We start from the raw sequence: 25,469 nt of genomic DNA on the forward strand, positions 1-25,469 counted from the left end.
GCAGACGGACGGCACGCGGCGCATCCGGTTGGTGCAGCTGCTGCAGCAACTGAAGCGCTCGGGCGCCGACCAGACCCTCGCGATTCCGGCATAACACACCGGCCAGGCGGCTTGCTGGAGCGTTCCGCCGCGGCCTGGAGGAGCGATACCAGTGGTGCGAGTGGAGGTACTACCCGATTTGACTGGATACCGGGGATATCAACCTAGGTCGTGAAGGAGCGTCGCGAGCCATCTCCGACAGGAAAGCGGTCGAGGCTACGCTCGCGACGTGCCCACAGACCCGGACCAGCAGACGGCGCACGCGCTCCTTACTGCTTTGCGCGCGTTCGCGGGCGGGACGTTCATGTCGACCTCTCCCGCGCCCGGGGAACTACGTCTGACTCCGGTCTCTCAGCCCCGCCGGAACGTGCATGTCTCCTTCCTTCGAGGGGGCGCCTTCATCGGCTTTGGACCATTCACCGCGGAGAGCGACGTCGCGCTCGCAGACGTCAACGACGGTGATAGTCCGCAGGATCCGGCGCTTCACTTCGACTGGGCTCTCACCCAGCTCACTTGGCTCATCGAGTGGGGCGCGTTCCGGCGGCTACCTCTGCTCGAGCTCGTGATCCCCGACACTGCTGAGAAGGCGCGATCGTTGGCACGATCCCCGCTGGCGATCAGGTACTCCCGACCCTGGTGGGACGATCACAACCGCCGCGAGGCAATCCCGTGGTCGGGCCCAGACGCACCTGCGACCCGTGTAGAACTCGCGGCCCGTCTGACTCATGAACTCCGCAACCAATGGAACCACTGGGAGGGACGGAGCGAAGCTGGAGTCGACCCACTCAGCGCAGCGATGACGGCGTCCGCCTTGGTCCCCGTCTCAGAGGAAGACGTCAAAGTGATCATCGAGACGTTCTCGGCGCAGTTGACCACAGGTGATGATGGCGACCTCGATGTCGACGCGGCCGTCGACTGGCTCATTGATCGCTACCGCGATCGTCTGCCAGGTCAGAACGAGACGCTCTAGACGATCAAACGGCGTGGCCGAGGACCACCGGTTTCGAGATCTGCACCATTGGTGCAGTTTCTGCAAGTCATCAGACGAAATCTGCGGCCAGGACGTAGTTCCGGATGTTGCAAGATCTGCACCATCCGAGCTGGCGCGCTGGCATCGCGCGACGCGGTTCGCTCAGAGGAAGCCCCGGTCGAAAGCCGATCTCGGCAGATCCACTCCGGCGTGCGGGGAGGCGCATCAGGAGGGCGTGAGTGCGTCATCCCTCCTCAACTGGATATCGGGGATATCAACCTAGGTCGTGAGCCGGCACGCGTCGAGTGATTGAGAGCAGCAGCATGGCCCGAGCCGTCGTGCTCGAGATGCAGATCCGCGGTGCCACAATCTCACGCAAGGGCGCGTGCGAGGTTCGTGAAGGCTCGAGCTGCGGGCGATCGCTCTCCTGTCCAGATGGCGGTGAACGTGCGCAGGATCGGGTCCCCGGAGTGCGCGATGCGGGCCAGCTCTCCGGTAGCGAGGTCGGGCTCGGCGGATCTGAGGCTGAGTACCGCCGGGGCGACACCTGCGCGTGCGGTGGCCCGGATGATCGCGGTCGTCTCGAGCTCTGCTGCGGGCGCCGCGGGCGCGAGCCCCATGTGGGCGAACCAGGCTTCGATGGTGGCGCGTGTCCCGGAGCCAGGTTCGCGCATCAGCAGCGGCGTCGCTGCAATGTCTACTGGAGCGACGGGCTGCTCCTCGGTCCAAGGGTGGTCCAATGTCGCGACGAGGACCAGCTCGTCATCGAGGAGCGGCAGCGTGGCGAGGTCGGCGGGTGCGGTGGACCCCTCGATGAAGCCGACGTCGACGCGGCCATGCCGGACCAGCTCGATCACGGTGGTCGAGTTGGCGGCCGTGAGACGCACCGAGACGTCTGGGAAGGAACGGCGCAGCTCGGACAGCCACTTTGGCATCAGCAGCTCGGCGATCGTGTGAGACGCGGCGACGGCGAGCTCCCCGCGCGGCGCTCGGAGCGCCGCGACGCACTCGTCCAGGGCCCGCGCGGCGTGCAGGACAGGCTCCGCGAGCTCGACGAGTCGACGGCCCGCATCGGTGGTCGTCGATCCTGTCGACGAGCGCACGACGAGTGGCACTCCGACGAGGCGTTCCGCGACGCGGATGCGGGCGGACACCGCCTGCTGCGTGACGCCGAGCTCGCGTGCCGCTGCGGAGAGCGATCGCGTGCTGCCGACGGCGCGGAGCACCTCGAGGGTGTCGAGATCGAGAACATGGTCGGTGAGCCTGCGCGTTGCCACAGTCAATGATTGTGACGCATCCAGCAGGTCCGCCGTAGCGGGCGCCCCTCGGCGGGAGGAGGGTGGGCTGGTGATCTCGACTGAGCATTCGAAGCTGCCGCAGGAGCCCGCCGGGCAGACGCTGCGCGAGCCGGCGCGTGCGCAGCGGACGCTGCTGCGCGCACTCGAGCATCCCGGCGAGATCGTCTCGAACCTCACGCCGAACTGGTTCGCATCGATCATGGGCACGGGCATCGTGGCGGTCGCGGCGGCGTCCCTGCCGGTGCAGGTACCTGGCCTGCGGACCGCGGCGACCGTGGTGTGGGCGCTCAGCGCGCTGCTGCTCGTGGCCCTGACGATCGCGACCGTGCTGCACTGGGTGCGCTATCGGTCGACGGCGGCACGGCATCACCTGCACCCGGTGATCTCGCACTTCTACGGCGCGCCGGCGATGGCGTTCCTCACCGTCGGTGCCGGCACGCTGCTGCTCGGCTCGGACTGGATCGGCATGGAGGCTGCGATCGCGATCGACTTGGTGCTCTGGACCGTCGGGACGGTCGCGGGACTGGCCACGGCCGTGCTCGTGCCGTTCCTCGCCTTCACCCGCCACGACTACGCACCGGAGTCAGCGTTCGGGGGATGGTTGATGCCGATCGTGCCGCCGATGGTGTCAGCCTCGACGGGCGCGCTGCTGCTGCCGCACACGCCGGCGGGGCAGCTGCGCGAGACGCTGCTCTGGGCCTGCTACGGCTTCTTCGGGCTGAGCCTCATCGCTTCGCTCGTCGTCATCACGCTCATCTGGAACCGACTCGTGCAGCACAAGGTCGGACCCGCCGGCATGGTCCCGACGCTGTGGATCGTGCTCGGACCCGTCGGCCAGTCGATCACGGCCGTCAACCTGCTCGCCACGAACGCCTCCAGCGTCGTCGACGACCACACGGTGCACGCACTGACCATCGTGGCGCTCGTCTACGGATTCGCGATGCTCGGCTTCGCGCTCCTCTGGGCAACCATCGCCGCCGCCATCACGATCCGCACCGCCCGCGAGCATCTACCGTTCAGCCTCACCTGGTGGTCGTTCACGTTCCCCGTCGGCACCTGCGTCACCGGTCTCAACGGGCTCGCGCTGCACTCCGGACTCGTGCTCGTGCAGGTCCTCGCAGTCGCCGCCTACGTCGCGCTCGTCGCAGCCTGGCTGATCGTCGCCGTGCGCACGTTCCACGGATCCGTCATCCACGGCACCCTCCTGGCACCACCGAGGACCGCATGAACGACGAGACCGACTTCGGACCGATCGAAGCCCTCGACGCGCTCGCCGCGCGATGGCGCACCGACTCGACGGGCGCGCCCCGATTCGTGCCCGGCTTCGACCCGCGCTCCGGAGGTGCTCGCAGCCGCGTCCTCGTGCTCATGGAGTCGCCGGGACCGGCGACCATCGCCGCGGGCGCAGCGGCGATCTGCAGCGAGGACAACACCGGCCCGACCGCGGCTGCGCTGCGAGACGCCCGCCACGCCGTGGGCCTCCCGCGCTCATGGATGCTGCGGTGGAACCTCATCCCGTGGCAGGTGCACGGTCGCGCGACCGTTGCAGAGCGAGAAGCCGGGCGCGCAGCACTCGCCGAACTCCTCGACACGTTGCCATACCTGCGCGTTATCGTGACCTTCGGCACCATCGCGTTGGACGGCGTCATGCGCCACTTCACCCTCGCCGACGACCCCACCGTCGTCCCCGTGCTCGCGGCCCCGCATCCGTCGCCCGCCAACGGGCGCCACCGCCACGAGCAGCGCACCCGCGCAGAGCATGCGCTGGCGCTCGCATGCGAGATCGCGAGGCGAGGCGATGGTGACTGACACTCGAGTGGGCCACGAGCTGCCCGCCGCCGCGCCACAACTTCACGTCGATTCCCCGCATCCGCAGCGAGTCGCCGGCGTTCGACCTGCACCACCCCGAGGTCGGCGTCGGACCCTTCAAAGACGCTCCCGAGCGGCCCGTGCTCGACATCCCCGAAGGCAAGGTCAAGTAGCGGCTCCCTTATCTCCTCTCAACGCCTGTCGGCAACTGGGATGCTTGGTGAGCCATTGCGCAGTTCGGCCGCGAGTGCCAGGCTGGAGACGGCTTCGGTCACGGTGGTGGGGCCCACCGTCACCAACCTCGGGCGTCGCGTCCGACAACGGTCCCTATCTGATGCATTCGTGTGCGCGCAGATAGGGAGACCATGAGCACCGACCCCATCGTCCAGAGTCCGCTCGACTCGGACCAGGAGCCCGCTCCGCGGCATGGGCGACCGTCGTTGCGACATGCGTCGCTCGTCTTCGCAGGTGGCACGATCGGCGCCGGTGCTCGCGCGGGCGTGACGCTATGGACGCCCGAGGCGGCGGCGCTGACGACCGTCGTCGCGATCAACGTCGCAGGAGCCTTCGCCCTCGGCGTCCTGCTCGAGCGACTGAGCATGCGAGGTCCCGACGTCGGCCGACCCCGAGACGTGCGCATGCTCCTCGGCACAGGCGTGCTGGGAGGATTCACCACTTACAGCGCCATCGCGGTCGACGCCGCGCAGCTCGCGGCAGTCGGCCCCCTGTCGCTGATCCTGTTCGCGCTGGGCCAGACCGTGCTTGGCGTCGCAGCAGCATGGCTCGGCATCCGTCTCGCAGGACGCAGGGCAGCATGACCGCACTGCTGGTGGCACTCACCGCTTTCGCCGGCGGTGCAGGCGCGGCATCGCGCTACCTCGTCGATGCCGCCATCACCGCCCGCACTCGCCTACGCTTCCCGATCGCGACGGCCGTCATCAACCTCACCGGATCGGCCGCTCTCGGCGTAGTCACCGGCCTCGCAGGCGCGAACGCCGTCGGCGCAGAGGCCACCACGATCATCGGCGTCGGCTTCCTCGGCGGATACACGACCTTCAGCACGACGACCGTCGAGATCGTCCGTCTCCTGCTCGACCGCAAGCCGCTGTCCGCGCTCGCGAACAGCGTCGGCCTGCTCGTGGGAGGCATCGCCCTCGCCGCTGCCGGCCTCGCGCTCGGACTCGGACTCGCTCTCGGCAGCGGCTGACAGGATCCCGCCGCGACCTGCGAAGCGCGGCGGGCCAGAGCGGGCGGCCGCCTTGTCCACGGCCGCCCGCTCGCTCATGATTGGACCGGCCGCGTCGCCTGGGTGCGCGCTGCGCCGTCCATGACTGCTGAACCGAATGCGTGCGGCCAGCGTGTCCTCGACATGGAGGATCCCGTGACATCGAACCGAGACGACGCGATCGATGCTGCTGCTGGCGTCGATGCTGCGCTCGTCCGACTCCGGGACCTCCATGCTGGACCGCTCTGGCGCTACGTGGTCTCGCTGACGGGGTCCACGGCTGACGCCGACGACGTCGTCCAGGAGACGCTCATCCGCGCGTGGAGGCACGACAGCCTCCTGAAGGATCCGCCCGAGGCTGTGCGTGGATGGCTCTTCACCGTCGCGCGCAACCAGGTCGTCGATCGAGCTCGCCGGGCGGGCAGGCGGCCCGAGCGTCCGCTGTCGGATCGAGACGACGTGCTCCTCTCGGCCCAAGACGACGCAGTGCTCGACGCGATGCTCTTGCGCGATGCGATCGCGTCGTTGTCCGAACAGCACCGCGAGGTCATCGTGCGCGCGTATTACGGAGGACACTCGGTCGCGCAACTGAGCGAGGTGCTCGGTGTCGCAGAAGGCACGGTGAAGTCACGACTGCATTACGGCATGCGCGCGCTACGGCTCGCCTTCCAGGAAAGGGGGATCACCCGATGAACGACCATGACCGGTTCGCCGACTGGGATGCGGCCTATGTGCTCGGTGTGCTGTCATCGGGGGAGCGGCACGAGTTCGAAGCGCACCTCGCGACGTGCGAGATCTGCACGCGCGCCGTCTCAGAGCTCGCCGCGATGCCAGGGTTGCTCTCGCGTGCAGCGTACGCGGAGACGACCGCGGATCCGCCCGGCGACCTCCTGACGCACGCATCGCTGCGGACGGCGCGGCGCCGACGACGTCGTCGTCCACGGCGCGCGGTCGCCGCAGTCGCAGCTGCGTTGGTCGCGACGACCGTGATCGTCGTCGGCGTCTGGGTCGGTGCGCGCGATGCTCCGACAGACCTCGCCGTCGCGATGGCGCCCGTGACCGACACCAGCATGACCGCAGACGTGTCGTTGCAGCGAGTCCCGTGGGGAACACGCATCGCCCTCGAGTGCGACTACCCGACGGGGCAATCGTGGTCGGGGCCTGACGGGCTGTGGACCTACGAGCTCGTGGTCGTCGACCTCGACGGTCATGCCGCGAGCGTCTCTTCCTGGTCCGCCGTGCCGGGAGCCAGCATCACGCTGCCTGCCGGGACAGCGCTCGACCTCGCCGACATCGCCACGATCATCATCCGCAGCGCGTCGGGCTCCGACGTCTTGGTGGCGAATGTCGACAGCCCGTGAGATCACGGTGAACCGATCGTCGCCCGCCGTCGTGTCCTCCGCAGATCGCACATCGCGACCATGACCGAAGGGAACCACCATGCAGCACAGGACCGGAATCGCCGTCGCCGCCGCGGCCCTCGCCGCGCTGGCGCTCGCCGCATGCTCGAGCACCGCCAGCGACGACGCACCGGCGGACCCCGCATCGACCGGCACTGACGCACCGACGGACGCGTTCACGCTCGAGACGACCGAGACCGATCTCGGCACGATCGTCGTGGATGGCGACGGGGCCGTCGTGTACCAGTTCGACTCCGACGAGCAGGGCTCGGGGTCCTCGACCTGCGAGGGCAACTGCGCCGACATGTGGCCTGCCGTGCCGGGCAGCGACGACGTGCAGCTCGACGGCGTCACGGGGGAGGTCGGCACGATCACCGGCGTGGACGGAGAGCCGCAGCTCACGCTCGACGGCTGGCCGCTCTACTACTTCGCGCAGGACGCCGAGCCCGGCGACACCCTCGGCCAGGGCGTCATGGACGTGTGGTGGGTCGTGGACCCCACGGGCACGCCGATCCGCTGAAGCACGGCAGGGTCGTCGTCCTAGCCGACGACGACCCGGCCGCCTCTATGGACGCAGAAGGCGGTGGGACGTCGCCGATTGCCTTCGTCGAACGGAGTGGTCGACTCACACGCTCTCCTGTGCCGGTCGGCCCAGCCCGTAGGACAGATCGGGATCGTCGGCTGCGATCTCGGTGAGCCGGTTGTACTTGGCGACCCGCTCGCCGCGGGCGGGGGGCACCCGCCTTGATCTGGTCGACGCCCGTACCGACCGCGACGTCGGCGATGAACGTGTCGGTTGTCTCGCCGGACCGGTGGGACACCATGCATGCCATGCCGTGGGACCGCGCGGTGGCGATCGCGTCGAGGGTCTAGCTCACGATGCCGACCTGGTTCGGCTTGATCAGTGCAGCATCGCTCCAGCCGCGGTCCGCGCCCTCGGCGATCCTGGCAGAGTCCGTGACGTAGAGGTCATCTCCGACGAGCTGCACCCGGCCCCAGAATCGGTCAGCCATGAGCGACCACCCCACGTGGTCATCCTCGTCGAACCCATCCTCGATGCTCCGGATGGGGTAGACGTCGAGGAGTGCGCCGTAGCGATCGACCAATGCCGCGCGGTCGAGGTCGTCGCCAGCGATCCGGTAGTGGCCGTCGCCATCGCCAAATCCGTTCGCGGCGGGATCGAGCGCGATGGCCACGTCATCGGGTGCGGCGCGACGACCGGTTGCCGTGATCGCGGCGAGGATGAGGTCCAGAGCCTCCTCAGGGGTATCGATATGCTGATCGACCTCCCGGGCTCGGCTTCCGCCATCGGAATCGCTGCGCGATTCAACCTCAGCGTCGCACGTTCGACGGGCTCTGGGGAGAGGGCAGCGCCGCCGGACTGGATATCGGGGATACCAACTTCGGTCGTGAGCCTAGAACTGCAGCTCCACCTCGCGCAGGTGCTGACCGCGGCGCGGCTAGCTGCCTGAAATCGGTACCTCGATTGAGGAGCGCGCGACGACCACACCGGTCTTGATGATGTAGCACTCGACGACGTGCTCGCCTCTGAACACGGTGTACTCCGTACGATCACGCCCCTCGTTGGCTTCGACGAGCGTGCCGCGGATGCAGTCTCGTCGTTCCGCCTCGGTGCCGCGGTTGAGGACCTTCCATCGAACGTCATACGGCTCCACCACCGTGCATTCCACGATGGTGAACTGCAGCTTCTTCCGCGGGCGCAGAGGTAGGGCCTTCCGGAGCAGCGTCCGCAGGAACTGGGGCCGAAATCCGTCCTGCGTGACGGTGCAGTCGATCTCGAGCGACGCGCGGATGTCGACGGGGAACCGATCCTCGACGAACTCCTCGGTGTGGCGAAACTTCGAGAACGAAGCTTCCTCGCCAGCGTGCTGGATCTTCGGTACGGAGCGGCCAAAGACAGCTCGCCACTTGGCGTACTCGTTCCTCTGGTCACGAGCTCCGATAGCGATGCTGGCAAGATCGCGCGCGTCGGCTGCCGCCGGCTGGAAGCGCTTCTTGACCTTGACGCGCTGGCCGCTGCCGATTGCCGCGTAAAACTCGTGGTCGGGTTCCTGCGCGAGGAAGTCGAAGAACGCCTCGCACATGAGGCCGAATCCGTCGGAGCCCTCCGCGGCCCAGTCTGGCTCCGCCTTGAAGAATCGTGACGCGAGGGTGTCGATCAGCAGCCCGCCCATGACGACACCGTGCTTGTTCTTCCAGGAACGGGTCATTCGGCACAGCCTGCGAAGGTTGCCGCGCGCTGTCTCGTTCTCCTCCCGAATGGCTCTGATCTCGGCGCGGGGCTTCGTCACCTTCCAGGCGTCGGAGTAGGTGTCCGGGTACGAGTAGGAGTCGTCGTCATTCGCGAACACGGGCTGCACGTCGAAGGAGAACGAGGTGAACTCGACGACGACGACGAGTCGGTCGACGCGGACGGTCGTCGCGGGGTAGCGGTTCTGGATCGCTCGTTTTGTCCGTTGCAGGATGCGCGCCGCCCCGCCGTCCTTGTCGTAGTCGCTTCGGAGCGACGCGGGCGCGATGAAAAGCAGGTCAAGATCGGACACGCCCCGGATGGCGGTCCAACGGCCGTAGGAGCCGACCATCAATTTGTGATCGGTCGAACTCTCGATGCCGCGGAAGTCCTTGTTCAGCGCCTTGGTGATCTCGTCGCACCGCAATCGTGGCTCCGTTGTCGACGCCCAGGTTCGTCAAGAAGCCGTCAAAGATCTCAGACGTCTGCGTCATCACGGCCCTGTCGAAGCTGCTCTGGCAGAAGGCGGTCGAGTTCGCCTGGATCGAAGCTGATGTCTCCCTGATTCTGCAAGCCTCGCTGAGCCTTGCGATACGCGCGAGGGGAGGTGCGCGGCGCGTTGCCGTACGCCTCCTTGAGCTCGGCCTGAAGATCGTCTCTCCGCTCGCGAGCCGCAGGAAGATCGGCGCCGCTCGACTGCAGAGTCACGATAAGCGAGAGATAGGACTCCCGCACGCTCCACAGGCGCGCGGCACAATCCCGGTGCCTTTGCGTTGCCTCGCCGTACTCGAAGGTATCCCCGGCGAGGGTTGCAGCTGATAGGAGAAGCGCGACGAACGAGATCACCAGCGAGGAGATCTGAGCCTCGAGGAAAACGCCAGCCAAGGCCGCCAAGAAAGTCCCGGAGCTTGCGGCAGCGAGGCTCACCTTGCACCACTGAAAGCGTCGGTGCCGCGCGTCGTAGATGTCGGCTTGCTTCTCATGAGCCTTGTGCGAGTACACGACCCGGCCGTAGAGCTCGCGGGCCTGGGCCAGCAGGAAGTCCCGTTCGCCGGGAGTCGAAGTCCCCATCGTCGTGCGCGCTCCTCGAGTCAAGATTGGTCGCCGGAGCCATGTCTCCAATTTGAGACTGTAGGTGTCACGACCGACAGCGAGTGCAGTCGCGCCACTCCCGCAAGCCGATCCCTCAGTGGGACACCTCGCAGCGCCCGCCCGGGTCTAGATGACCCGCGTGGGGACTGGGGGAGCGAAGGCCCGAAAGACCCGCCCGGTGAAGCGCCCGGTGGAGGGACCACGAACGGGACGGCGGACTCAGCCTTCGCCCGGTGGGCCGAGGGTGATCAACTCTTCGACTCCGACGCCGAAGATGTCGCACAGCGCAGCGAGCACACGCAGCGAGACTCGATCTGGATCCCGTGTGAGGCGATAGACCTGAGAACGCGACAGCACGACGCCTCGGGCCGCGAGCGGCTTGACCAGGTCACTCGTGCGGCGGTAGCCGGCACGCGCCATGAGCTCGGGCAACCGCCACGACGCCACGAGCGACATGCTGATGGACCTCCCGGGCTTGTCTTCCGCCACCGGAATCGCTGCGCGATCCAGCCTCAGCGTCGCACGTTCAACGAGCCCTGGGGAGGGGTCGGCGCTGACAAACGCGACATAATGTGCATTATCGGCGTTCTATCATGGCGCGGCCGTGGCTCAGCGCTGCGGCGCCAACGCCTCCCACGCGCGCACCGATGCGGCGATCTCGCGCAGCGCGCGGGCTGTCGCGCGCAATGCGAGCGCATCGGCGCGCTCGGCGATCGATGTGGACGCGTCGACGACACGGACGCGTCGTCGCGCGCCGTCGTCGTGCCACGTGCGCGCATCCACGACGTCCGCCTGCAGCACCAGCACGTCGGCGACGAGGTCGACGAGCGCAGCATCGAGCTCGTCGCCGAACGGCGGCGACCACGGCAGCTCGATCGACGGCGTCAGCCCACGAGCGTCGCGCAGGATCCTGCGTCGCAGCGCGCCGCGCGCGAAGGCGCCCATCAGCGCCGCTCGTCGATCGCGTCCTCGACGTCCTCGTCGGACTCGCCCTCGTCGCGCAGGCGCACCGCGATCACGACGAACGCCGCCGCGAGGGGCATGGCGACGATCCAGAGCACCTGGCCGAGCGGCAGCAGCACGAAGGTGAGGATGCCGAACGCGGCTGCGAGGCAGAGGAATAGGGTGCGAAGCCTGCTGCGCCGTTTCACCGCTCCCCCGAACCTGTGAGAATCCTGCATGCCACTCACGCCCCCACGTACTCGGCGAGGTGCTGCCCCGTGAGCGTCGAGCGTGCGGCGACGAGGTCGGCGGGCGTGCCCTCGAAGACGATGCGACCGCCATCGTGGCCGGCGCCGGGGCCGAGGTCGACGATCCAGTCGGCGTGGGCCATGACGGCCTGGTGGTGCTCGATGACGATGACGGTCTTGCCCGAGTCGACGAGTCGGTCGAGCAGCCCCAGCAGGTGCTGCACGTCGGCGAGGTGCAGGCCCGTCGTCGGCTCGTCGAGCACGTACACGCCGCCCTCCTCGGCCATCTGCACCGCGAGCTTGAGGCGCTGACGCTCGCCGCCCGAGAGCGTGTTGAGCGGCTGCCCGAGCTTGATGTAGCCGAGACCCACGTCGGCGAGGCGCTCGACGATCGAGAGCGCGGCGGGCACCTTCGACGCGGATGCGGCGAAGTACTCGCGCGCCTCGGCGACCGACAGCCCCAGCACCTCGCTGATGTCGAGGTCGCCGAGCGTGTACTCCAGCACCGACGACATGAAGCGCTTGCCGCCGCAGTCCTCGCACGTCGTCGACACCGTCGACATCGGGCCGAGGTCGGTGAAGATGAGCCCGGCGCCCTTGCACGTCGGGCACGCGCCCTCCGAGTTCGCGCTGAACAGCGCGGGCTTCACGCCGTTGGCCTTCGCGAACGCCTTGCGCACCGGCTCGAGGAGGCCCGTGTAGGTCGCGGGATTCGAGCGACGCGAGCCGCGGATGGACGTCTGGTCGATCGTCACCACGCCGTCGCGCGTGCCGATCGAGCCGTGCACGAGCGACGACTTGCCCGAGCCGGCGACGCCGGTGACCACCGTGAGCACGCCCAGCGGCACGTCGACGTCGACGCCCTCGAGGTTGTTCGCCGTCGCCCCGCGCACCTCGATGGCCCCCGAGCCCGAGCGCACCGCATCCTTGAGCGCCGCGCGATCGTCGAGGTGCGTGCCCGTGAGGGTGCCCGAGGCGCGCAGCCCCTCGACGGTGCCCTCGAACTGGATCGTGCCGCCGTCCGAGCCCGCGCGCGGGCCGAGGTCGACGACGTGGTCGGCGATCGCGATCGTCTCGGGCTTGTGCTCGACGACGAGCACCGTGTTGCCCTTGTCGCGCAGCTGCAGCAGCAGGTCGTTCATGCGCTGGATGTCGTGGGGGTGCAGGCCGATCGTCGGCTCGTCGAAGACGTAGGTCACGTCGGTGAGCGCCGAGCCGAGGTGGCGGATGAGCTTCGTGCGCTGCGCCTCTCCCCCGCTGAGCGTGCCCGACGAGCGGTCGAGCGACAGGTAGCCGAGGCCGATGGCCACGAACGAGTCGAGGGTCTCGGCGAGCGCCTCCACGAGCGGCGCGACGGCCGGCGCGTCGATGCCTCGCAGCCACGGCAGGATGTCCGAGATCTGCATCCGGCACACGTCGGCGATGGAGCGGCCGGCGACGAGCGACGAGCGTGCTGGCGCCGACAGCCGCGTGCCGTCGCAGTCGGGGCACGGCTGGAAGGTCACGGCGCGGTCGACGAAGGCGCGGATGTGCGGCTGCATCGCGTCGGCATCCTTCGACAGCATCGACTTCTGGATCTTCGGCACGAGGCCCTCGTACGTCATGGTCATCGACTCGACCTTGACCTTCGTGGGCTCCTTGTACAGGAAGTCCTGCCGCTGCTGCTCGGTGAGGTCGCGGATGGGCACGTCGCCGGGCACGAACCCGGAGGCGACGAAGATCTTCACGAGCCAGCCGTCGGCGGTGTAGCCGGGCACGCGGATCGCGCCTTCGAGCAGCGTCTTCGAGTCGTCGACGAGCTCGCTCAGGTCGATGTCGTCGATGCGGCCGAGCCCCTGGCATCGCGGGCACATGCCGCCGAGCATCGTCTCGGACCGCTCGATCGACTCCGAGCCGTCGCCGCGCTCGATCGTCATCGTGCCCGACACCTGCACGCTCGGCACGTTGAACGAGAACGCGTTCGGCGAGCCGATCGCCGGCTCCCCCATCCGCGAGAAGAGGATGCGCAGCATCGCGTGCACGTCGGTCGCGGTGCCGACGGTGGAGCGGGGGTTCGCGCCGAGCCGCTCCTGGTCGACGATGATGGCGGTCGTGAGGCCCTCGAGCCGGTCGACCTCGGGCCGCGCGAGCGAGGGCATGAAGCCCTGCACGAACGCGGGATACGTCTCGTCGATCATGCGCTTCGACTCGGCCGCGATCGTGCCGAAGACGAGCGACGACTTGCCGGATCCGGAGACGCCGGTGAACACCGTGAGGCGCCGCTTCGGGATGTCGAGCGAGACGTCCTTGAGGTTGTTCTCGCAGGCGCCGAGCACGCGGATGCGGTCGTGGCGGTCGGCGGGATGCGTCGCGTCGCTCATGGTGCTCCGGGGCTCTGGATGGCCGTGCGCCACCGGCGGCGTGGCACGCGATCCAGCCTAGGACGCTCCCCGGCGGCACGCACCCGTGCGCGGACGCTCAGGCGTCGAGCGCCTGCAGCAGGTCGGCGACGATGTCGTCGCCGTGCTCGATGCCGACCGAGAGCCGCACGAGCCCCTCGGGGATGCTCTTCGACTCCGACGCCCAGCGGCGGCGCCGCTCGAGCGTCGTCTCGACGCCGCCGAGGCTCGTCGCGTGCCGGGCGAGCCGCACGGAGGCGACCACTCGGTCCGCGGCCTCGGCCGAGGGGAGCTCGAAGGAGACGACGGTCGAGAACCCCGGGTAGCGCACGCGCACGACGGCCGGATGCGCCTCGAGCGCCGCCACCACGGCCCTCGCGTTCGCCTGCGCGCGCTCGAGTCGCACGTCGAGGGTGCGCAGCCCGCGCAGCACGAGGAAGGCCTCGAACGGGCCGGGGATGGCACCGTGCAGCGAGCGGTTGGCGTGCAGCCGCTCGTGCCAGGCGTCGTCGCGCGTCACGACGGCGCCGAGGATGACGTCGGAGTGCCCCGACATGAGCTTCGTCGCCGAGTGCACGACGACGTCGGCCCCGTCGTCGAGCGGACGCTGCAGCAGCGGCGTCGCGAACGTGTTGTCGACGGCGACCGGCACGCCCGCGGCCTTCGCGGCCTGGACGACGCGCGGCACGTCGGCGACCTCGAGCGCCGGGTTCGTCGGCGTCTCGAGCCAGACGAGCGCCGCGCCCTCGATCGCGGCGATCACGGCGTCGGCGTCCTCCACGTCGACGAGCACGGGCTCGACGCGTCCCGCGAGCCGGTGCTGCTCGAGCAGCCCGAGGGATCCCTGGTACGCGTGCCGGGGCACGACGACGCGGCCGCCGTGCGGCACCTGGTCGAGCACGGCGGCGACGGCGGCCATGCCGGAGGCGAACGCGAGGGCGCGACCGCCCTCGAGGCCGCCGATCGCATCCTCGAGCGCCGTCCACGTGGGGTTCTGGAAGCGCGCGTACTCGAGGTCGCCGCCCGCGACGAACGACGACGCGAGCATGATCTGCGCGTTGAGCGGCTGGTCGGGCTCGGCCGCGGGGCGGCCCGCGGTGACGGCGATGGTGGCGGGGTGCTGGCTCGCGTGGGTCACTCCCCTACGCTATGCGCTCCCGCCGGCGCGGGCGGCATCCACCCGGCTGCCCGCGGCTCGCTGGACGCCGCCTCCAGGTGGCGCGGCTAGCCTGACGCGCGTGCCGGTGGTCATCGCGAATCCGATCGCACGCGCGTCGATGCGCGGCGTGCGGGCGCTCGAGGCCCACGGCGCGCGCGACGTGCGATGGACGGGCGAGCGTCGCGCCACCGAGCACGCGCAGGATGCGCTCGCCGAGGGTGCGGACGCCGTCGTCGTCGTCGGCGGCGACGGCACGATCCGCGACGTCGCCGACGTGCTGGCCGGCACGAGCGTGCCCATGGGCGTCGTGCCAGCCGGCACCGCCAACCTCTTCGCCCGCAACCTCGACCTGCCGCTGCGCTCCGCGGACGCCGCGGCCCGCATCGCCCTCGGGCTCGACGCCGCAGCGCTGCCGACCGATCTCGGCCGCGTCGTCCTGCACGCCGAGGGACGCGACGCGGCCGCCCACGCGTTCCTCGTGGTCGTCGGCATCGGCCACGACGCGACCGCGGTCGAGGCGGCGTCGCTCGCCCGCAAGCGACGGCTGGGATGGGGTGCGTACGTGCTCTCGGGCGTGCGCCGCTTCGCCGCTCCCCTGCACGCCGTGCGTGCGCGGCTCGACGACGAGCCGCCGATGCGGACGCAGGCGTGGACGGTGCTCGTGCACAACACCGCCCGCATCACGCTCGGGCTGCGCGTCGTGCCGGGCACGCGACCCGACGACGGCCTGCTGCACCTCGCCGCGGTGTCGCCGCGGCGCATCCTGCACTGGGGGCGCATCGCCGCGTCCGGCATGGGGCTCGCGCGCGCCGAGGGCGTCCTGTCGCATCGCACGGGGCATCGCGTGCGGCTGGAGGCCGACCGCATCCCCGTGCAGGTCGACGGCGACGCGCTCGGGCGCATCGTGGCGCTCGAGGCATGGATCGATCCCGGCGCGCTGCTCGTGCGCCGACCAGGAGGAGAGCGATGACCGACCCCCGCACGCGCATCCTGCACACGCTGGCGACGAGCGGCGACCTCGACGCCGTCCTGTCGGGGTTCGACCTCGAGCGGCTGCTGCGAGCGTTCGACGGACCGTTCGCTCGCGACCGGAGGGCCGAGCTCGCCGCGCTGCTGTGCCTCGACCGCGCGCACGACCTCTCGCCGAGGGTGCTCGCCGAGGTCGTGCACGCGCTGCGCTCCGTGCGCAATCGCGCGACGTTCTCCGGCGCGATCCGCGGCGTCTTCGACGGGCTGACGGGCGAGGACTTCCGCGACTTCAAGTACCTGCTCAACGCCACGGGCGACCGGCACGACCTCGAGCACCTCGTCTTCGAGCGCCTCACGCACATCGACCGCCACCACGTGCTGCGCCGCATCCGCGAGGAGGCCGCGGCCCGCTCCCACCACGAGCTGCGCATCCTCAGCGACATCGACGACACGGTGAAGTCGATGCTGCACGACCGTCGCTTCGCGCGGGGCCGCGTGTACCCGGGCGTCGTGCAGTTCCTGCGCGAGCTCGACGACGGCGCGGCGGCGGAGCCCGGCCGACCCGGCGACCTCACGTTCGTCACCGCGCGGCCGGAGGGCCCACGAGGCCTCATCGAGCAGTACACGCGCGATGCGCTCGCGCCGCTCGGGCTGCCGCCGCACACGGTGCTCGGCGGCGCGTTCCTGAACATCGCGACGAAGGCGTCGATCGCCGCCCGCAAGCTGCAGAACTTCGAGCACGAGCGCATGCTCTTCCCCGAGTGCCGCTACGTCTTCGTCGGCGACTCCGGCCAGGCCGACCCGCAGGTCGGCGCCGCGATGGTCGCGCGCGCCCCGGACTTCGTCGCGCGCGTGCTCATCCATGACGTGACGGGCGTGGACGCGCAGCGCCGCGCGCGGTGGGCGCGCCGCGGCGTCTCGACGTTCGAGACGTACTCGGGCGCCGCACGCATCGCGCACGGCCTCGGCCTCGTCTCCGAGGAGGGCGTCGCGCGCGTGCACGCGGCCGTGCTCGAGGGGCTCGACACGGATGCGGTCCGCCCCGGGCATCGCGACGCGCTCGTCGCGACCGCCGAGCGCGAGGTGCAGGCCGGCTAGCGTCCCTCGGCGTCCGCGAGGTGGCGCGCCAGCCACGCGTGGCCCGCATCCATCGGCACGGCGGCGCCGGTCGCGGCGCGCGCGAGCAGCGCGTCGGCCGCGGCGCGCCCGTGCTCGACGAGCCACGACGGCCAGCCGTGGCTCACCGAGCGCGCGGCGAACTCGTCCTCGTCGTCGAGCCACGGGGCGAGGCCGCTCGCCGGCACGACGAGGTCGAGGTCGAGGTCGACGTACTCGACGATCCACCCCTCCCCCGACGCGTCGCGGCGCACCGTCGGCGGCGTCGTCACGTCGACGTACGCGTCGACGTCGGCGCCGTCCCACCAGCCCGGGAGCATCCACGATCCCTCGTCCCAGCCCACGGTCGTCGGCGGCACGAGCCGCACGAAGGCGTGGCCAGTCAGGTACTCCTTGCGCCACCCCTTCTGCACCGTCGTACCGGCGTCGACGCCGATCCACAGGCCGTGCTCGTCGGTGCCGAGCACGCGCGCGTCGTAGCGCCAGTGGGGCTTGCCGTTCCACTTCGCGCCCTCGACGCGCACGGCGTCGCCCGGATGCGGCGCGCCGCCTGCGAGCCTGTCGAGCGCCGCGAGCACGTCCTCGGCGCTGAACTCCTCGCCGGAGGCGCGGATCTCGGCGGCGCTCCACCAGCGGTGCTCGAGGATGTCGTCCAGCTCGTCGGGCATCCGATGCTCGTCGCCCGGCGCGAAGCGCGTCGTGCGCCACAGGAACGTGACGGCGTCCGTCGCGGCGTACGGGTGGCCGTCGGGATGCGGCACGCGCGCATGGCCGATGGGACCGACGAGCTCGCTCGGCGCGACGCGGCGGCCGGTCTCCTCGAAGAGCTCGCGCACCGCCGCCTCGCGCTCGGTCTCGCCCGCCTCGATGCCGCCGCCGGGCGTGAGCCAGCGCGGCGGCGCGACGTCGCCGTCCCAGCGGGTGCGCAGCAGCAGTGCGGCTCCCGTCTCGTCGAGGCACAGGACGCGCGCCGTGCGGCGCACGCCCCGGGTCTCGTCGGCGCGCGGCTCAGGCATCCGCGGGGCCGTCGGACCCCGTGGAGGGCGCGTCGGCGCCGTCGGCGGTCGCTGCCTGCTCGGCGCGCGCGGCCTTGCGACGGCGCGACACGAGCAGCACGATGCCGCCGATCACCACGATGGCGACGGCGATGAGCGCGATCGCCCAGGAGGCGATCTCGGTGGCGGTCACGGGCAGTCGATCCACGGCGAGGGCGTCCACGATCACGATCCTAGGACGATCGGCCGCCGCGACCGAGCGCGTCCGGCTCAGCCGTAGCGTTCGCGGTACCGACGTCGGGCGGCGTCGTGCAGCGGGACGGGATCGGTGTCGATGAGGCTCGGGGCGGAGAGGTACTGGACCCCCACCGAGTCGTCCGGCACGAGCGCCTGCGCGTCCTCGACGAGGGCGTCGACGAGGCCCGCGGCCGTCGCGTCGGGGAGATCGGGACTCGCGAGCAGGAGGTTCGAGACGCCGATCGCCGGGACCGGTGCCGGCGCGTCGTAGACGCCGCTCGGCACCGACGTCGACGCGTAGACGCCCGGGTGCTCGGCGCTCAGGGTCGGCAGCGTCGGCGTGAGGTCGAGGAGCCGCACGGCGAGCGTCCCGCGACGGCGCTCGACCTCCGGGATCGGCACGCCCCCGGACCAGAAGAACGCATCGATCGTGCCGTCGGCGAGCGCCGCGATCGCGTCGGGCAGCAGCAGGGCGACGGATCCGACGGCGGCCGGGCCCGTGCGCAGCCCCGCCGCGTCGAGCACGCGGGAGGCCGTGAGCGCGGCACCCGATCCGGGCGCGCCGGCCGCGACGACGCGACCGGCGAGGTCCTCGAGCGCTCGGACGTCGCCGTCGGCGCGCACGACGCACTGGAGGTAGTTCTGGTAGATCCGGCCGATCGCGACGACCTCGCCCTCGTGCCCCGTCACGGCGTCCGCGAGGGCGATGGCGAGGTCGGCCTCGCGCGATCCCAGCATCGCGAGGTTGTCGATGCTGCCGCCGGACTCCAGCACCGCGAGCGATGCCGCGCCCCTGCGCGCGAGCACGGCACGCAGCAGGTCGCCGAACTGCACGTACGTGCCGCCGCGCTCGCCGCAGGCCATGGCGAGCCTCGGCGGCGACTGCCCGAGCGTGCATCCGGCGAGCGTCGAGACGGCTGCTCCGACGGCCGCTGCGAGCACGGCGCGTCGCGTGAGGGGTGCGCCGGGGGTCACGGTGCCGTGCCCATGGTCAGCGCGACGCGCAGGCCGCCCTCGGTGGCGCGATCGACGGCGACGGCGACGTCGTTCGCGCGAGCGAGCTCACGGAGGATGGCGAGGCCGAGACCGGTGCCCGACACGCCGCCGTGCGCCGATGCGCGCCAGAACCTCGTCCCTGCGAGCGCGCGCTCCTCGGGAGCGAGCCCCGGCCCGTCGTCGGCGATCGACACCACGACGCGATCGTCGACGCGCGCGAGCGCGAGGCGGACGGTGGCGCCGGCACCTGCGTACTTGCGCGCGTTGTCGAGCGCGATCTCGACCATCTCCTCGAGGTCGCTGCGACGACAGGCGACCTCGACGCTCGCGTCGCCCTCGACGACGAGATGCTGGCCCGCGTCGGCGAGCCTGCCGATCCACGGCTCGGCGAGGGCGGCCGCCGAGGTGACGTTGGTGCGCGGCGACGCCTCCGCGAAGCCCGAGCGCCGCCCGCTCGCCTCCGCCGTGGCGCGATGCTCGGCATCGGCGAGCTCGAGCATGCGGTCGACCGTGCGCTCGAGACGATCGAGGTCGTGGTCGAGGGCCGCGAGCGTCTCCGGCTCGAGCGCGCCGCTCGGCGACGCGTCGAGCCGGAGCCGCACGGCGGCAAGAGGATTGCGGAGCTGATGCGACGCGTCGGCGACGAAGCCCCGCTGCTGCTCGAGCGCGTCCTCGACGCTCGTGGCCATGCGTCGGAAGGAGTCGGTGAGGTGGCGGAGCTCCGGCGGGCCGGACGCCGCGCGCAGGTCGGGATCGCGGTGCTCGGCGAGCGCCGTGGCTGCGGCGTCGAGCGCGCGGACCGGCCGCAGCACCCATCGCGTCCACTGCAGCGACGCGACGAGCAGCGTCGCGAGCAGCAGCATCCCGGCGAGGCCGACGAGCGTCCAGGCGCCCGCGACGTCGGAGCGCGCGGCGGAGAGGTCGACGGCGAGCACGACGGCGGCCACCGGCACGTCGCCGTCGGCGAGCACGGGCTCCGCGACGAGCGCGACGTCCCGGCTCCACGGCACGACGGTCGGCAGCGACCACTGCGGGACGGCGCGGGACGCCGTGAGCAGGAGCCGATCGAGCTCGCCGCCCCGCTCGATCACGCCCGTCGACGCCAGCACGTCGCCACCGGCGTCGACGACCAGCACGGCCTCGCCGTACGTGGCGTGCATGCGATCGACGTAGCGCGCGAGGCCGTCGACGTCGTCGCTCCGCACGGCGGTCGCGGCACGCTGCACGATCTGATCCATCGCGCTCGCGCGCTGGAGCACGAGCTGCTGGGTGCGAGACACGGCGATGCCTTCGGCGACCGGCACGACGACGGCGCACACGGCGAGCAGCCCGAGCACGAGCAGCGGCAGCAGCACCCGCAGCCTCATCCACCGCTCCCGTCCTCGAGTCGGCAGCCGAAGCCTCGGATCGTCGTGATCGTGAGCCCGGGCAGCTTCTGGCGCACCTGCGCCAGGTGCACGTCGTACGAGCGCGACCGCGCCGCGTACGCGTCGCCCCACACCTCGTCGAGGATCTGCTGCCTGCTCACCGCGACGCCCACGCGGCGCGCGAGGACCGCGACGAGCGCATGCTCCGTCGGCGTCAGCGCGACCTCGCCCGACGGCGTCGTCACCCGATGTGCGGCGAGGTCGATCCGCACGTCGCCGACGGTCACGACGTCGGCGGGCTCCGCGTCCGGGCCGCGACGCCTGCGTGCGACGGCCTCGATGCGCGCGAGCAGCTCGTGCATCCGCACGGGCTTCACGAGGTAGTCGTCGGCGCCGAGCCGCAGCGCCCGCACCGTCGAGCGCTCGTCGCCGCGAGCGGTGACGACGATCGCGGGCAGGTCGCTCACGGCGCGCAGGCGGCGCAGCGCCTCGAGCCCGTCCATGTCCTCGAGGCCCAGGTCGAGCAGCACGAGGTCGGCGTCGCGGTGCCGCAGCAGCACGTCGCCCCCGCGTGCGACGCCGACGGTCTCGTGGCCTGCGCGTGCGAGCACGGCGGCGAGCGCCCCGGCGACCGAGGCGTCGTCCTCCGCGATGAGCACACGCACCCTGCATGGTAGGCACGTCGCTCGCCGGCGCCCGTGCAGGCGGAACGTAAAGGTCGCGTAAGGATCCGCGCCAGGGTGGCGACGGATGCGCGCCGCACCCCCAGGATGGGGCGCATGTCGACGACGACCCACGCTCCCGTGAGCCTCCGCAGATCCGTCTCCAACACGTTGAAGGGCTCGGCGGGCAACCTCGTCGAGTGGTACGACGTCTACGTCTACTCCGTGTTCGCCTCGTACTTCGAGTCGCAGTTCTTCGCGGACGACGATCAGAACTCGACGCTGTACGTGTGGGCGATCTTCGCGGTCACGTTCCTCATGCGGCCCATCGGCTCCTGGTTCTTCGGTCGCTTCGCCGACCGGCACGGCAGGCGCCTCGCCCTCACGGTCTCCGTCTCCGTCATGGCGGCGTGCTCGTTCGTCATCGCCATCACGCCCACCGCCGCGACGATCGGCGTCGGCGCCGCCGTCATCCTCGTCCTCTGCCGCCTCGCGCAGGGCTTCGCGACGGGCGGCGAGTACGGCACGTCGGCGACCTACATGTCGGAGGCCGCGATCCCCGGTCGGCGCGGCTTCCTCTCGTCGTTCCACTACGTGACGCTCGTCGGCGGCCACGTGCTCGCGCAGGCCACGCTGCTCGTCATGGTGCTGACGCTCGACGCGTCGGCGATCTCCGAGTGGGGCTGGCGCGTCGCGTTCGGCATCGGCGGCGTCGCGGCGATCGTCGTGTTCTGGCTGCGCCGCACGATGGACGAGTCGCTCACGACCGAGACCATCGAGGCCGCGCGCAGCGGCGAGTCGCGCGAATCGGGCTCGATGCGCGAGCTGCTCACGCACCAGTGGCGCCCGCTGCTGCTGTGCTTCCTCGTCACGATGGGCGGCACGGTCGCGTTCTACACGTACTCCGTCAACGGTCCGAGCATCGTCAAGGGCGCCTTCGCAGGAGACGACGTCGTGACCGGCACCGTCATCAACCTCGTCGCCCTCACGATCCTCATGCTGCTGCAGCCGCTGGGCGGCTGGCTCTCCGACATCGTCGGCCGCAAGACGCTGCTCGTCTTCTTCGGCATCGGCGGCGTCCTCTACACGTGGTTCCTCATCACGTGGCTGCCGCAGCAGACGAGCGCCGTCGCGGCGTTCGCGATCCTCGTCGGCGGCTTCGTCATCCTCACCGGCTACACGTCGATCAACGCGGTGGTGAAGGCGGAGCTCTTCCCGACGCACATCCGCGCGCTCGGCGTCGGCTTCGGCTACGCGCTGGCGAACTCGATGTTCGGTGGCACCGCGCCGCTGCTCTTCCAGGCGGCGAACGGCGCCGACCAGGTGCCGCTGTTCATCGGCTACGTCACGGTCGTGATCGCCGCGTCCCTCGTCGTCTACGTCGTCTTCCTCCGCAACAAGGGGCAGAACTGGCTCGACGACGAGCACGGCATGCGCGAGCGCATCGCCGAGCGCGTCGGCGTCGAGCGCTGACCCGACGCGACGAGGCCCCGCACGCGATGCGCGTGCGGGGCCTCGTCGTGCGGACTGCGTCAGGCCGGGATGTGCCTGCCGAACCAGTCGAGCACCGCTGCGAAGCGCTCGATGCGGTGCCGTGGCTGGCCCGATCGCGTGAGCTCGTGGTCCTCGCCGGGGAAGACGAGCAGCTCGGCCTCGGTGCCCTGCCGGTGCAGGGCGGCGAAGTACCGCTGCGCCTGCTCGAGCGGGCAGCGCAGGTCGCGCTCGGCGTGCACGACGAGCGTCGGCGTGCGCACCTGCGAGACGACCGCCATGGGGCTCTGCGCGCGCACGCGCTCGGGGTCGGTGCCGACGTACTCGTCGCCGAAGAACGAGCCGATGTCGCTCGTGCCGACGAACGACTCCGGGTCGAGGAACCCGCGCTCGACGATGGCGGCGCGGAAGCGGTGCTCGTGAGCGATCGTCCACGCCGTGAGATAGCCGCCGTACGAGCCGCCCATGATGCCGACGCGGTCGCCGTCGAGGCTCGGATGCGCCGCGAGCGCGCCGTCGAGGAAGTCGAGCACGTCGTGCAGGTCGACCGTGCCCATCCGCTGCCGGATCGCCAGGCCGTGGGCGCGCCCGTAGCCCGCCGACCCGCGCGGGTTGCACTGCACGACGGCGTAGCCGGCATCGACGGCGACCTGCGCCTCGTCGAACACGTGCACGCCGTACTGCGCGAACGGTCCGCCGTGGATGTTGAGCAGGACGGGATGCGGACCCTCGCCCTCGGGCAGCCACACCCAGCCGTGCACGCGCGAGCCGTCGCGCGCGACGAGGTCGTGCTCCGTCGGCACCGTCACGCCCGCCGCCTGCAGCGCCGCGCCGAAGTCGGTGAGGATGCGCACGCCGCCCGGGCCGTCCTCGCCCGGCTCGACGAGGCCGAGCTCGCCGAAGGAGGTCGGCGTCTGCACCGTCACGACGATGCGATCGCCGTGGACGGCGACGCCCGTCGCCTCGGTCGCGTCGCCCGTCAGTCGCGTGACGCCGTCGACGCCGACGTGCAGCACGTGCACGCGTCCGCGGTGCGTGTCCTGCACGAGCACGCCGTCGTCGACGAGCGTGAGGTCGCCGGCCGCGAGGTCGATGGTCTCCTCGTCGGTGCGACGCTCGAGCGTCGACCCGACGAGGCGGTAGAGGCCGGCGTTCCGCGCGACGAAGTCGATGCCGGACTCCCCCACGTCCTGCGCGATGGCCCACACGCCGTGCGCGTCCGCCACGATCTGCGCGACCGAGAGGTTCGCGTCGATGCCGAGCAGCTCGCGCTCCTCGCCGCCGTCCACCCGGATGGCGACGATCGGGTTCCGCAGATCCGTGCGAGCGTCCGAGTCCACGCGGATCGCGAGCACCTCGGTGCCGTCGGCGCTCCAGACGGCGCCGACGTGCTCGACGTCCCCCGACGTGAGCGTCGCGGCCTCGGGGATGCGCGAGGTGGGCGTCGGCGGGTGCTCGGCGCCCGCGTCGCCGGGCGCGGGCGCGCGCTCGTAGTCCGGCTCGAGGCCGGGGTCGAGGATGTCGGCGACCGCGACGCGGCTGCGCGCGTCGATGCGGTAGCCGACGCCGTTGCGCTGCGCGTGCAGGTCGACGATGCGTCGCGGCGACTGCGCCTCGGGCGTCAGGCCCTCCACGGTGGAGCCGCGGCCGGGCTCGACCTCGCGCACGGTGAGCGCGAGCCGCGCGCCGTCCGGCGAGATGCGGAAGCCCGTCACGCCTCCTGGCGCGTCCGTCGTCTGCACCGGCTCGCCGCCGTCGGCGGGCATGACCCACACCTGCGGGCGGCCCTTCGCGTCGGCGCGCACGAACAGGATGCGGGTGCCGTCGGGCGTGAGCTGGGGCGAGGAGTCCGACACGCCCTGCGTGATGCGCGTGCGGCCGCCGTCGGCGAGCGAGACGCGCCACAGCTGCCCCACGGTGCGGTTGGCGTCGACGTCCGGCCGGGATGCGGCGACGACCGCCCACCCGTCGGGGTGGACGGCCGGCCGCGAGAGCTCGACGAGGTGCTCGATGTGCTCCGCGCGCATCAGCGGCCCTGGAAGCTCGACACGTCGCCGACGAGGCGCGTGTGGTCGTGCGGCACGGGGTCGACGACGGCCGAGGCGACCTCGGCGGCGAACTCGTCGACGTCGTACAGGCGCCCGGCGTCCTCGCGGCGGCCCGCGATGGCGCCGGGGTTGGCGCGCTCGAGCAGCGTCGCGGTGATCGTGCCCTCGATCATGTCGCCCGAGACCACGACGAGCTCGATGCCGCGCGCCTCGAGCTCGACGATGCGCTCGCGCAGCGCGTCCTCGCCCGCGCGCTTCGAGAGGGCGACGGCCTCGTACTCGGGCATCGTCGGGGTCGTGCGGATGAAGTGCGCCTGGTGGCTCGTGACGAACACGACGCGTGCGCCCTGGCGCAGCACGGGGATCGCGGCGTCGAGCAGCGCGACCTGCGCGTCGCGGTTGAGGCGCATCGCGTAGTCCTCGCCCAGGCCGGCCTCCATGCCGCCCGAGGCGTTCATCACGAGCACGTCGAGCCCGCCGTAGGCGTCCTTCGCGGCCTGGAACATCGCCTCGACGCTCGCGGCGTCCGTGAGGTCGGCCTGCACGACGAGCGCCTGCACGCCGACCTCGCGTGCCGCGGCCGCGACCTTCTCGGCGCGCGGCGCCTTGTTGCGGTAGTTCACGACGACGTCGGCGCCGGCGCCGGCGAGGTAGCCGATGGTCGCGGCGCCGATGCCGCGACTCGATCCCGTCACGAGCGCGGCCTTGCCTGCCAGCGATCCCGGCTGCAGCGGATTGTCCACGAGTGCTCCTTCTTCTCGACCCTCGACCCTACCT

General features: G+C 71.1%; 26 protein-coding genes and 2 pseudogenes. 12 read left to right on the plus strand and 16 right to left on the minus strand.

The features are described 5' to 3' along the window. The first annotated feature begins 268 nt into the window (after positions 1-268). Positions 269-1,009 carry a hypothetical protein gene (locus tag C1N71_RS06830; RefSeq protein ID WP_137755710.1) on the plus strand — a complete coding sequence of 247 codons (741 nt, stop codon included), beginning with the start codon at positions 269-271 and terminating at the stop codon, positions 1,007-1,009. Positions 1,010-1,380: 371 nt separating this feature from the next. Here C1N71_RS06830 and C1N71_RS06835 read toward each other — a convergent pair whose 3' ends face one another. After that, on the minus strand, positions 1,381-2,286 hold the full coding sequence (locus C1N71_RS06835) for a LysR family transcriptional regulator (protein WP_137755711.1): 906 nt from the start codon (positions 2,284-2,286) through the stop codon (positions 1,381-1,383). 70 nt (positions 2,287-2,356) lie between these two features. Here C1N71_RS06835 and C1N71_RS06840 point away from each other — a divergent pair, with 70 nt between their 5' ends. The 8 genes and pseudogenes from C1N71_RS06840 to C1N71_RS06875 all read left to right on the plus strand — a co-directional run bounded on the left by C1N71_RS06840 (position 2,357) and on the right by C1N71_RS06875 (position 7,261). Continuing rightward, positions 2,357-3,535, plus strand: a complete 1,179-nt coding sequence (locus C1N71_RS06840) for a TDT family transporter (RefSeq protein WP_254678132.1) — start codon at positions 2,357-2,359, stop codon at positions 3,533-3,535. After that, positions 3,532-4,116 carry a uracil-DNA glycosylase family protein gene (locus C1N71_RS06845; RefSeq protein WP_137755712.1) on the plus strand — a complete coding sequence of 195 codons (585 nt, stop codon included), beginning with the start codon at positions 3,532-3,534 and terminating at the stop codon, positions 4,114-4,116. Before C1N71_RS06840 ends, C1N71_RS06845 begins: the two co-directional genes overlap by 4 nt. After that, positions 4,116-4,289: pseudogene (locus C1N71_RS15315) on the plus strand (cytochrome ubiquinol oxidase subunit I); the annotation flags it as partial. The gene C1N71_RS06845 and the pseudogene C1N71_RS15315, both read left to right, overlap by 1 nt. Before the next feature lie 192 nt (positions 4,290-4,481). Continuing rightward, positions 4,482-4,934 (plus strand): fluoride efflux transporter FluC, encoded by a 453-nt coding sequence (locus C1N71_RS06855; RefSeq protein WP_137755713.1) that lies wholly within the window; start codon positions 4,482-4,484, stop codon positions 4,932-4,934. Then, complete coding sequence (locus C1N71_RS06860) at positions 4,931-5,323, plus strand: fluoride efflux transporter FluC (RefSeq protein ID WP_137755714.1); 393 nt, start codon at positions 4,931-4,933, stop codon at positions 5,321-5,323. The genes C1N71_RS06855 and C1N71_RS06860 overlap by 4 nt, the downstream gene beginning before the upstream one ends. A 162-nt stretch (positions 5,324-5,485) precedes the next feature. Then, on the plus strand, positions 5,486-6,034 hold the full coding sequence (locus C1N71_RS06865) for a sigma-70 family RNA polymerase sigma factor (protein WP_137755715.1): 549 nt from the start codon (positions 5,486-5,488) through the stop codon (positions 6,032-6,034). Further along, complete coding sequence (locus tag C1N71_RS06870) at positions 6,031-6,702, plus strand: anti-sigma factor family protein (RefSeq protein WP_137755716.1); 672 nt, start codon at positions 6,031-6,033, stop codon at positions 6,700-6,702. Before C1N71_RS06865 ends, C1N71_RS06870 begins: the two co-directional genes overlap by 4 nt. A 79-nt stretch (positions 6,703-6,781) precedes the next feature. Then, positions 6,782-7,261 (plus strand): COG4315 family predicted lipoprotein, encoded by a 480-nt coding sequence (locus C1N71_RS06875; RefSeq protein ID WP_137755717.1) that lies wholly within the window; start codon positions 6,782-6,784, stop codon positions 7,259-7,261. Here C1N71_RS06875 and C1N71_RS06880 read toward each other — a convergent pair. The 8 genes and pseudogenes from C1N71_RS06880 to C1N71_RS06915 form a co-directional block, all read right to left on the minus strand. Further along, positions 7,212-8,015: pseudogene (locus tag C1N71_RS06880) on the minus strand (hypothetical protein). The gene C1N71_RS06875 and the pseudogene C1N71_RS06880 sit on opposite strands and share 50 nt — an antisense overlap. Before the next feature lie 186 nt (positions 8,016-8,201). Then, positions 8,202-9,419, minus strand: coding sequence for a nucleotide-binding domain-containing protein (locus C1N71_RS06885; RefSeq protein WP_217496046.1), 1,218 nt, complete (start codon positions 9,417-9,419; stop codon positions 8,202-8,204). A gap of 50 nt (positions 9,420-9,469) precedes the next feature. Further along, a complete protein-coding gene (locus C1N71_RS06890; RefSeq protein ID WP_137755718.1) occupies positions 9,470-10,063 on the minus strand; it encodes an SLATT domain-containing protein in 594 nt (197 codons plus the stop codon). Positions 10,064-10,303: 240 nt separating this feature from the next. After that, positions 10,304-10,531: a helix-turn-helix domain-containing protein gene (locus tag C1N71_RS06895; RefSeq protein WP_175414132.1), complete on the minus strand. Its 228-nt coding sequence runs from the start codon at positions 10,529-10,531 to the stop codon at positions 10,304-10,306. A gap of 162 nt (positions 10,532-10,693) precedes the next feature. Beyond that, a complete protein-coding gene (locus tag C1N71_RS06900; protein WP_137755720.1) occupies positions 10,694-11,029 on the minus strand; it encodes a hypothetical protein in 336 nt (111 codons plus the stop codon). Further along, positions 11,029-11,235 carry a hypothetical protein gene (locus tag C1N71_RS14935; protein WP_175414133.1) on the minus strand — a complete coding sequence of 69 codons (207 nt, stop codon included), beginning with the start codon at positions 11,233-11,235 and terminating at the stop codon, positions 11,029-11,031. Before C1N71_RS14935 ends, C1N71_RS06900 begins: the two co-directional genes overlap by 1 nt. Positions 11,236-11,270: 35 nt before the next feature. After that, on the minus strand, positions 11,271-13,634 hold the full coding sequence (locus C1N71_RS06910) for an ATP-binding cassette domain-containing protein (RefSeq protein WP_137755721.1): 2,364 nt from the start codon (positions 13,632-13,634) through the stop codon (positions 11,271-11,273). Between the two features lie 97 nt (positions 13,635-13,731). Then, on the minus strand, positions 13,732-14,790 hold the full coding sequence (locus tag C1N71_RS06915) for a trans-sulfuration enzyme family protein (protein WP_137755722.1): 1,059 nt from the start codon (positions 14,788-14,790) through the stop codon (positions 13,732-13,734). Between the two features lie 100 nt (positions 14,791-14,890). Between C1N71_RS06915 and C1N71_RS06920 the strand changes: the two genes are divergently transcribed. Together C1N71_RS06920 and C1N71_RS06925 are read left to right on the plus strand one after the other, a co-directional pair. Further along, positions 14,891-15,781, plus strand: coding sequence for a diacylglycerol/lipid kinase family protein (locus tag C1N71_RS06920; RefSeq protein WP_175414134.1), 891 nt, complete (start codon positions 14,891-14,893; stop codon positions 15,779-15,781). Further along, the gene (locus C1N71_RS06925; protein ID WP_175414135.1) at positions 15,778-16,878 is read left to right on the plus strand and encodes a phosphatase domain-containing protein; all 1,101 of its coding nucleotides are present in this window, start codon (positions 15,778-15,780) and stop codon (positions 16,876-16,878) included. Before C1N71_RS06920 ends, C1N71_RS06925 begins: the two co-directional genes overlap by 4 nt. On the opposite strand, the gene C1N71_RS15435 is transcribed toward C1N71_RS06925, so the two are convergent. The 5 genes from C1N71_RS15435 to C1N71_RS06950 are packed head-to-tail and all read right to left on the minus strand — an operon-like array spanning position 16,875 to position 21,156. After that, a complete protein-coding gene (locus C1N71_RS15435; RefSeq protein ID WP_137755725.1) occupies positions 16,875-17,912 on the minus strand; it encodes an NUDIX domain-containing protein in 1,038 nt (345 codons plus the stop codon). The two genes, C1N71_RS06925 and C1N71_RS15435, sit on opposite strands and share 4 nt — an antisense overlap. Then, positions 17,905-18,114, minus strand: coding sequence for an LPXTG cell wall anchor domain-containing protein (locus C1N71_RS06935; RefSeq protein ID WP_137755726.1), 210 nt, complete (start codon positions 18,112-18,114; stop codon positions 17,905-17,907). The genes C1N71_RS15435 and C1N71_RS06935 overlap by 8 nt, the downstream gene beginning before the upstream one ends. A 47-nt stretch (positions 18,115-18,161) precedes the next feature. Beyond that, complete coding sequence (locus C1N71_RS06940) at positions 18,162-19,103, minus strand: TAXI family TRAP transporter solute-binding subunit (protein WP_137755727.1); 942 nt, start codon at positions 19,101-19,103, stop codon at positions 18,162-18,164. Next, the gene (locus tag C1N71_RS06945; RefSeq protein ID WP_137755728.1) at positions 19,100-20,491 is read right to left on the minus strand and encodes a sensor histidine kinase; all 1,392 of its coding nucleotides are present in this window, start codon (positions 20,489-20,491) and stop codon (positions 19,100-19,102) included. Before C1N71_RS06945 ends, C1N71_RS06940 begins: the two co-directional genes overlap by 4 nt. Continuing rightward, a complete protein-coding gene (locus tag C1N71_RS06950; RefSeq protein ID WP_137755729.1) occupies positions 20,488-21,156 on the minus strand; it encodes a response regulator transcription factor in 669 nt (222 codons plus the stop codon). Before C1N71_RS06950 ends, C1N71_RS06945 begins: the two co-directional genes overlap by 4 nt. 114 nt (positions 21,157-21,270) lie before the next feature. Between C1N71_RS06950 and C1N71_RS06955 the strand changes: the two genes are divergently transcribed. Further along, complete coding sequence (locus C1N71_RS06955; protein ID WP_175414136.1) at positions 21,271-22,626, plus strand: MFS transporter; 1,356 nt, start codon at positions 21,271-21,273, stop codon at positions 22,624-22,626. Positions 22,627-22,685: 59 nt separating this feature from the next. On the opposite strand, the gene C1N71_RS06960 is transcribed toward C1N71_RS06955, so the two are convergent. Next, on the minus strand, positions 22,686-24,671 hold the full coding sequence (locus tag C1N71_RS06960) for a S9 family peptidase (RefSeq protein ID WP_137755730.1): 1,986 nt from the start codon (positions 24,669-24,671) through the stop codon (positions 22,686-22,688). Then, complete coding sequence (locus C1N71_RS06965) at positions 24,671-25,435, minus strand: SDR family oxidoreductase (protein WP_137755731.1); 765 nt, start codon at positions 25,433-25,435, stop codon at positions 24,671-24,673. Before C1N71_RS06965 ends, C1N71_RS06960 begins: the two co-directional genes overlap by 1 nt. Positions 25,436-25,469: the final 34 nt, after the last annotated feature.

It is taken from the genome of Agrococcus sp. SGAir0287, from assembly GCF_005484985.1.
In the GTDB taxonomy this organism is placed as follows: domain Bacteria; phylum Actinomycetota; class Actinomycetes; order Actinomycetales; family Microbacteriaceae; genus Agrococcus.